We start from the raw sequence: 6,118 nt of genomic DNA, 5'->3' as shown, positions 1-6,118 counted from the left end.
ACGCCTCGTCCACGATCCCCCACCCCTTGCCCAACCCCAACGATGGCCCCCTCGGGCACGATAACCGCAAGAGCGCCATAAGAAACGACGTCTTACTCACCTGTGGTCTCGGCGGTGCCCTTTACGACGAGGATCTCCGAGACCCGGCAGCCCCATGCCGCGCCCGGTCCGGCCGGGCCGTAGAGCGTGAACCCGCACGCATGGAAGAACGCCTGCCGGTCAGCCTCGTCGGCGCCGTCCTGCGGCACCAAGGCCAGGAACGTGTCGCCGGCTTCCCGGGCCCGACGGGCGACTTCGGCGAGAAGCGCCCGGCCGACCCCGCCGCGACGATCGGTAGGAGCGACGGCCATCGTCGAGATGAACGTCTGCCCGCCGGGGTGCGCCTCCCGACCTTCGTCGTGCCCGAAGTCGCAGCGGACCTCGAACTCGGCGACACCGACGAGCCGCCCCTGGAGCTCGGCCACGACGACGTCCAGGCCCCCGGGGTCGTAGAAACCGCCGACTCCCAGATCGGTCAAGTACAGCAGCTCCTCCACCGCCGGGTAGTCGGCTGGGGCGATGTCACGGATGAGCGGCATGCCCCGAGTGTTCCAGGACCGCGGCGTGCACGAGGCCCTCGTCACCGCCGTCCTCGCGTGGAAGAACCCGGACCTCGCACCCTGCGACCACGAGCAGATTGCCCTCCAGCTCACCGGCCACGCCCGCGCGGTCGCCGCCAACGTCCGGCGCCTCGCCGCCGCCCTGTCCAAGAGTGACGGCCGCGGATCCCTTCCACCGCGCCACGACGAACCACTCGCCCATGCCACTGGGCCGTATGAGGTCGCCTCTCCCGGCATGTCGTGGTGCCGGACGCGGGTAATTCGGTACGGTGAACCTCACAGGCCAGGGACGGCCTGAAGGCGAGCGATCCGCCCGGGCGGAGCCGCAGATGCCTCAAGGGTGAGATGCCCGGTCCCGCAACATCTTTTGTCGGTGCCCGTGCATGACTTCCTTCACGGCTGCCGCCCGGGGGACAGCCGGAGCAGGAACCTCATGCCGCACACGACCGACAAGCGGACTAGCAAGGAACTCGCCCACCTTCTGTACCTGGGACGACTTCAGGCGAAGGACGGCCGCTCCGCCCTGGATCCCACCGACCGTGGTCAACTAGCCTTCCAGGCTCTGCTCTTCGAGTGCCTCATGAGCACCCGCGAACATCCCCACCCCCTGGAACAGCCGCGGAAGACCGCGATGGCCAGCATCAACGGCTATCTGAACGTCATCTGCCACCAGGAAAGCCACTTGGAAATCCACACCAACACGGCCTTCCGCATCGCCGGCCGCCTCCTGCCCTTTCTTCATGAAGACCACGGCGTGTGCGGCATCCCTGGCCTGCGGCTGATCGACTTCACCTGCCGACGGGTGCGCCTGATCCACGTCCCTACAGGAGGGCGCCTCGACCTCGTCGACTCACACCGCTGGAACGGCAAGGACATCGCGCGCATGGTCTTCCGGCAGGAGACCAGCTGGCACCAGAACGACGGGCGCACACCGCTGTGGCCTCACAATGGCCTCACCGACGAGGAAGGAGCGCATCACGCATGCTGGGCGTTCACCGCCAGCACACCACTGCGCAGCGCACTGCTGATGCGCTCCATGCCCCTGTGGTACCGCTTCGACCTCAGCCCGGCCTGGGTCACTGGCCACCCCACACGCTCGGACCGGCTCATCTGGGATGCCCACTCAGACACGGACCACGACCGCGTAGTCGAACTGCTGACTCGCTCCGAGGCCCGCATCCCAGGAGCCCGCTACCGCGAGAAGACTCCTTCCTCCGGGACTCTCGAACTCGGCTCAGCCAGCGCCCAGCTGATCAGCACCATCTAGACATACTCGGCTCCCGGTCGTGCGCCGGACGCGTTGCCCTGGTGAATGTCCAGGTAAGAGCCCAGCCGGACGCCGAGCTGACCCGGGTCGCGGGTAACGCAAGGTCAGTTGTCCGTTTCGTTTTCGAGGCGGCTGGCGTGGTCGGGGCCGGGGTGGTCGACGCCGGGCACCATGGGGTTGTCGTAGTCGAATTCCACCTTGCCGAAGGATTCGCTGGTGATGGGTGGGGGGTCGTTGTCGGCGATGATCAGCTGCAGGCGTTGGCCGTACGCGTCGGCCATGGTCCTGAAGCGGCTGTAGATCTCAGCCGCCCGTTGTCGGTCGGAGTCGTTGTTGCCGAAGGCTTTACGAGGCGAGTCGATCACGAGGAGCGACGGTACGAGGACCTCGGGGTGGTCGAGCCCGAAGGCGAGAAGGCTGAGACTGTAGGCGAGGTTGACGGAGGTGGCGATGCCGCCGCCGGAGGCCTGCAGGCTCTCGAAGGGCTGGCCGTTGATCACGGGTAGGTAGGTGTCGCGGTCGATGACAGCGGTGTCGACCCAGGGCAGGTTCCAGCTGGTGAGGAGTCGGCCGAACTCGGCGCTGAGGTCGCTGACCAGTGTCTGGCTGGCCTTGAGCTGCTCGGACTTATCCTTGATGGCCTTGTTGACCTGGGTGCGCTGGGCTTTGATCGAGCGGATGTTCGATTCGATGGTGCGGACCCGGGCCCAGGACTCACGCAGCTGGGTGACGGCGTCGATGGTGGCCTTGAGAGCGGCGACCCGGGAGCTGGCTTCGGCGATGGCGTCGAAGCGTGGAGCCACGGCATCACGGGTCTGGGCATCGAGCTGCCGGCGCAGGCTGGCGACAGCGAAGCTGAGTTGCTGCGCGCGCTCCTCGGCGGCCTGCAAGTGCGTCTCGTCGGACTGCTGGATGCGGTGTGCGTCCTCGAGCTGTTGTTGCAGCGTGGTGCGGGTCTCTTCGATGGCCGCCGGGTCGATGTCGGCCTCGAGGGGGTCGGGCTGGAGGCACACGAGGCAGTGGCCGTCCTCGACGGGCCGGGCTGCCAGGGTCTGCATGCACCGTGGGCAGGCGACGAATTCGAAGGGGGAGAGTTGGTCGATCGCCGTGGCCGAACGGGCGAGACGGGACAGATCGAGGTGAACCTGGGCGACGACGGCGTGCCGGGCTTCTACTAGGTCGGCGGCTGCCGCCACTTCTTCTTCTGCCTGCCGTGCGGAGCGGATGGCGCTCTGGAGCTCCTGTCGCAGCGCGGTGTCAGCGGCGGTCTGTTCCTCGAGTTCGGTGCGCAGGCTCCTCAGGCCAGTCTCGGCCCGGCCCAGGGTGTCGCGCAGCTGTTTGAGCTCGGCCCGTAGTTCGTCGTCGCTGCGGGGGTCGGAGGCCGCCAGGAATGCGCTGACGTTGTGATGCTCGGCGGTTCTGGCCTTCAGCTTGTCCAACAGCTGGTTCGTGGTGCGCTTGAGCTCCATGAGGGCGCTGTCGGTGAGACCGAACATCAGGCGGAAGAGTTCTCTGCGCTTGGTCTCGAACCAGCTGTCCAGGTGGCCGACGACCTGGCGGTCGATCTCGCGAGCCTGGAGGTACGTGTAGGCGTAGAGGTCGTTGAAGGTGAGGTTCTGCGGCCTGGCCGATCCTTCTCGGCGCGCTGCGATCTGTTCCCGCGGGAAGCCAAGCACGTCGAGCAGGTGGTCGGAGAGTGTCGTGGGGCCGTCGCCGGCCCGCACGGGCAGAGTCTGTTCCAGCGCCAGGGAGTAAGGATCCAGGATGTCCACCGTATCGGCGGCGTCTCCCTCGATGGCCCGCCTGATGACCATGCGTTCATAGCCGACCGCCACCTCGGCCTTGACTGACAGTACGTTCTCCCGGACTGCCGGAGTGAGCATGGCACTGCCACCCAGGGCATGCTTGAACAGCATCAGCAGGCTGGACTTGCCGGTGCCGATGGGACCCGTGATGACCGTGGCCGGCCGGTCGAAGCGATAGGTCTGTTCCGCTTCGGCGGTCGTTACGGTCAGGGACACAATGCGCAGGTTGACGGCCATGTCAGATCTCCGTTCGCCATGGCCGGTCGACGGCGTCGGGCAAGCGGTCGTAGATGAGGTTCTTCAAGGCAGATCCTGATTTGTTGAAGTTCCGCTTGAGCAGTCTGATCCGGCTGTCGACCACTGCCCACTCCGCAGTAGCGGCAAGAGCGGTCGCTGCGGCAGCGCCCTGAGCCGTCACCCGGAACTCGGCTCGGGTGCTGTCGCCGTATGTGATCAGGCCGCGGGCGGTGAGCGAGCTGAGAATGCTGTAGTACCGCTGGTCCCAGGGCCCGTACTTGTAGCGGGTCATGCGGCTTTCGACGGCAAGGCGCTCAGGCGGCGTGGGGGCCGTTCCTGTCGGCCATGACGCCTCACCCGCGGGCAGGAGACGTTCCAGCATTGCCGGGTAGCGCAACAGGAAGTCGAGCTTGGCGAGTTTCGTCAGCCCTGCGAGCCCGCCTTTGGGTGTGGTGAACCGGGCGATGAGGAGGAGGATGCGGGCCTCGTGGTAGTGCACCTCACGCTGCTCTGCCTGCCGTCGCTGAGTCCGCATACGCGCTACAGCCGTCTCGAAATCGGCGCCGTGAGTCATGAGGCTTCCTCATCAGCGTCGAACGTCTCGGAGAAGAAGAAAAGGCACTCGTCGCATAGCTGGTAGGCCAGCCCCCGCAGGTGCTGGTTGTTGAGCTGGAAGGGAGGCGGCGAGGGCAGGGCGTCGACCTTGAGCCGCTCGGCGAGCAGGTCGTTCATCTTGTTGCCGAACTCGCTGCCCTCGGGCACCTGAGCCCGGGCGTGACGGCGGCACTCGAAGGCCATCTCCAGGACGTCCGTGGACAGGTTCAGAAGGTCGGTTTCATCCCCTGTCAGACCAGAACGCCGCTCGGACCAGGTCGTGTACCAAGCAGACCGGAGCCTCTCGGCAAAGGCCGCTTCGTCGGAAGGCACCAGACCCCGACGGAGTTTGCGGCCGAGCTTTGCGCCTCCGGGCGCCACGACGGGAGCCTTGCCGCGCGGGAAGGTGGGCAGCCGCGCCGTCATGTAGGTGATCTGCTGGTGGAGGATCTCGCGGGTGATTCTGCGCCGGCCAACGCGCTGCTGGATCTGAGTGCTGTGGCGGGCACGACTCGGGTCAGCAATGTACACGGCGAGCTGGGCACGGTCGCTCTCATCACGGTTTGCGCGCTCGATCCGATCCACAATGCTTCGGTAGGTGGCTTCCAGGTCCACGTGAGCCAGCTGCAGATGCTCGATCGCGGGCACCAGAAGCCGTTGGATGTTGACGTCGGTGATGCTCTCGCGCTCAGGAGGCTTGCAAGAGATCTCCAGCACTGCCAGGAAGCGCAGGACCTTGTCCACAAAGCCTGCGGGTATCTTCATATCTGCGAGTTTGTGCACTTTTGGAGTGACTGGGACGTTGGGGTAGGGATGCTTCCAGCGGACTTTTAGCATCTGGCGTGCAACGTCCTCCGCCATGATGTTCAGACCAGATATGAGTTCCGGCTCAGGGCCGCACATCCGAGCCAGCACGCCGGCATTGCCCTTACCCGGCTTCAAGGCAGCGTTCGTGGCCAGTCTCAGCCGGACATTGTCCGCACACTCACATGCGCACCAGCGGTCGAAGAGATGGGTAAGGCCACCGTCCTTGCACAGCTCAGTGAGCGTCCACGGGCCCCTAGTCCCTTCGCGATGCTTGACCGACACCAGTTCCACTGATCCGTCGGCCCACGCCACTACGAAGTCCTCATGCCACTCGCAGACGACGAAGTCGATGGCTTCCTGCGTGAGCATGGCCAGGCACTCCCGGGCGGCTACCTCCGCCTGGTATCGGTAACGACCCAGAGTGTCAGAGCCGCTGTCTTCCTCGGGAGCCAGATCGAAAAGTGTGTGCGCCACACCGTGAGCACCCACTACGTCAGAAGGGATGCTGACCCCATCAGCACTCTGCCCCATGCCCGCTGTATTGACCATCAACGCCCCCTGCTCCGACATCAGAGCACCCCCAACCGATCTGAAGCGTCGGCAAGGTGTCGAAGATCTATAGCCGTATCACACTCAAGGACTGAAACGTAACTGTGCGTTGCGGATCAGCTTTCCGTAGAAGCGGGCGTCGGCCTGCTGCTGACGGACCTGCTCAGAGCTCGTAACACGATCATGTTCGGGCCTTCTTGAGGCGTCTCCAGCAGATGAGGCTGCAGGCGAGGGAGACGAAGGCGTCGTGGAGTTCGGTG

At 65.5% G+C, this 6,118-nt stretch carries 6 protein-coding genes; 1 reads left to right on the top strand and 5 read right to left on the bottom strand.

Annotated elements, in window-relative coordinates; genetic code table 11:
* Window positions 1-92 precede the first annotated feature (92 nt).
* Together ACWGSR_RS37405 and ACWGSR_RS37400 are read right to left on the bottom strand one after the other, a co-directional pair.
* The gene (locus ACWGSR_RS37405) at window positions 93-578 is read right to left on the bottom strand and encodes a GNAT family N-acetyltransferase (protein ID WP_453573861.1); all 486 of its coding nucleotides are present in this window, start codon (window positions 576-578) and stop codon (window positions 93-95) included.
* The gene (locus ACWGSR_RS37400) at window positions 562-801 is read right to left on the bottom strand and encodes a hypothetical protein (RefSeq protein ID WP_453573859.1); all 240 of its coding nucleotides are present in this window, start codon (window positions 799-801) and stop codon (window positions 562-564) included. Before ACWGSR_RS37400 ends, ACWGSR_RS37405 begins: the two co-directional genes overlap by 17 nt.
* A 231-nt stretch (window positions 802-1,032) precedes the next feature.
* Between ACWGSR_RS37400 and ACWGSR_RS37395 the strand changes: the two genes are divergently transcribed.
* Complete coding sequence (locus tag ACWGSR_RS37395) at window positions 1,033-1,866, top strand: hypothetical protein (protein WP_453573856.1); 834 nt, start codon at window positions 1,033-1,035, stop codon at window positions 1,864-1,866.
* Window positions 1,867-1,970: 104 nt separating this feature from the next.
* On the opposite strand, the gene ACWGSR_RS37390 is transcribed toward ACWGSR_RS37395, so the two are convergent.
* The 3 genes from ACWGSR_RS37390 to ACWGSR_RS37380 are packed head-to-tail and all read right to left on the bottom strand — an operon-like array spanning window position 1,971 to window position 5,879.
* A complete protein-coding gene (locus ACWGSR_RS37390; RefSeq protein ID WP_453573853.1) occupies window positions 1,971-3,908 on the bottom strand; it encodes an AAA family ATPase in 1,938 nt (645 codons plus the stop codon).
* Between the two features lies 1 nt (window position 3,909).
* Window positions 3,910-4,482, bottom strand: a complete 573-nt coding sequence (locus tag ACWGSR_RS37385; RefSeq protein WP_453573851.1) for a hypothetical protein — start codon at window positions 4,480-4,482, stop codon at window positions 3,910-3,912.
* Entirely contained in the window at window positions 4,479-5,879 is a 1,401-nt protein-coding gene (locus ACWGSR_RS37380) for a dsDNA nuclease domain-containing protein (protein WP_453573848.1), read from the bottom strand. Before ACWGSR_RS37380 ends, ACWGSR_RS37385 begins: the two co-directional genes overlap by 4 nt.
* Window positions 5,880-6,118 lie beyond the last annotated feature (239 nt).

The sequence above is a fragment of the Streptomyces sp. NPDC055632 genome (genome assembly GCF_053618675.1).
Note: the sequence above shows the minus strand (reverse complement) of the source record. Positions and strands in the feature narration are given on the sequence as shown.